The sequence below is a fragment of the Burkholderia sp. E168m23 genome (assembly GCF_016586125.1).
GTDB classification, from domain to species: Bacteria; Pseudomonadota; Gammaproteobacteria; order Burkholderiales; family Burkholderiaceae; genus Burkholderia; species Burkholderia orbicola.
Map to the genome: position 1 here is coordinate 1 of NZ_BCPP01001265.1, position 1,595 is coordinate 1,595.

Sequence of the window (1,595 nt, forward strand, 5' to 3'; positions counted from 1 at the left end):
CAACGCAACTCGCTTCCACCTGGACCTCACTTGAGCATCTCCTCGAGTTCAGTCATTCCCGCCTGAATCTCGGTCTCGAGCACGCGCAGCTTCGCCAGAATTTCCTTCGGCGGCAGATGCTCAACTTCCTCGTGTACAACTTCCTTGTACCGGTTGATGGACAGGTCGTAGCCTTGTGCAGCGATGTCCGCCTTGGGCACTACAAAGCTCTGGGCACTACGCGGACGCTCCCGCTCAGCACCATCCCTCTGCTTCCAGCGTGCCAGCACATCGGGGAGATTGTTTTTGGCGTGCTCCGCCTTGGTCAGCACCTGAGTAGGCGCCACGCCCAGCTTGTCCTCGTCGAGAAGCGGCTGACGCTTGTCATCGAGACTCCAGCCGTCGGCTTCCATGTCATAGAACCAGACGTTATCCGTGCCACCGGAATCGGTCTTCGTGAACAATAGGACGGCGGTGGATACACCGGCGTACGGCTTGAATGCTCCCGCCGGCAGCGAAATCACGCCGTCGAGTTTCTGGCCTTCGACGATGGTCCGACGTAGTTCCTTGTGGGCTTTCGATGCGCCGAACAGCACGCCGTCCGGCACGATGACGGCAGCACGGCCACCTGGCTTCAAAAGTCGCAGGAACAGCGCCAAGAAAAGCAGTTCCGTCTTCTTCGTCTTGACGATGGCCAGCAGGTCTTTGGCCGTATTCTCGTAGTCCAGAGAGCCGGCGAACGGGGGATTGGCGAGGATGAGCGAATACTTCTCATCGTCACCGGCATGGTCCTGCGCCAGCGAATCCTTGTACCGAATGTCTGGATTCTCGACCCCGTGCAGCACCATGTTCATGTTGCCGATGCGAAGCATGGTGTTGTCGAAGTCGTAGCCGTGGAACATGCCGTTGTGGAAATGCTCGCGACGACCTGCATTGTTTAGTAGTTTCGGATACGTTTTGCGCAGGTACTCACTGGCTGCAACCAGGAAACCGCAGGTGCCACTGGCCGGGTCGCAGATGACATCATCGGCATTCGGCTCGGTCAGTGCAACCATCAGCTTGATGATGTGGCGCGGTGTGCGGAACTGGCCATTTTGGCCCGCGCTCGCAATCTTGCCGAGCATGTATTCATAGACGTCGCCCTTGGTGTCCAGGTCGTCCATCGGGACATGGTCGAGCATGTCAACGACCTTGGCGAGCAGGCCCGGTGTCGGGATGGTGAAGCGTGCATCCCTCATGTGATGCGCATAGGTCGTATCCTGGCCGCCCAGCACACGCAGGAACGGAAACACATGTTCGCCGACGACCGTGTACATCTCCGGCGCTGCAAAATTCTTGAACCGCGACCAGCGAAGGTCACTGTATTCCCGACCTTTCTCGTCCTTGCCGTGTGGAAAAATTCGGGTGACCTGAGGCCTGCCTGTGACGATGGCCTTCTGCTCTTCCAGCGCATGCATCTCGTCGAGACGGCGGATAAACAGGAGGTAAGTGACTTGTTCCATCACCTCCAGCGGATTTGAAATCCCACCGGACCAGAACGAGTCCCAGATGGCGTTGATTTGGCTTCGGATTTCGCCAGTCAGCATGCTTGATTACCTTGAAATTTGTTTCTTGCG

At 57.6% G+C, this 1,595-nt stretch carries 1 protein-coding gene; it reads right to left on the minus strand.

Going from position 1 to position 1,595, the window contains the following annotated elements:
* Positions 1–26: 26 nt before the first annotated feature.
* A complete protein-coding gene (locus JMF90_RS36395; RefSeq protein WP_201317055.1) occupies positions 27–1,565 on the minus strand; it encodes a class I SAM-dependent DNA methyltransferase in 1,539 nt (512 codons plus the stop codon).
* Positions 1,566–1,595 lie beyond the last annotated feature (30 nt).

Bases quoted from the DNA above. Each gene is read 5' to 3' on its own strand.
- JMF90_RS36395 (WP_201317055.1), bottom strand. From the start codon at position 1,565: ATGCTGACTGGCGAAATCCGAAGCCAAATCAACGCCATCTGGGACTCG.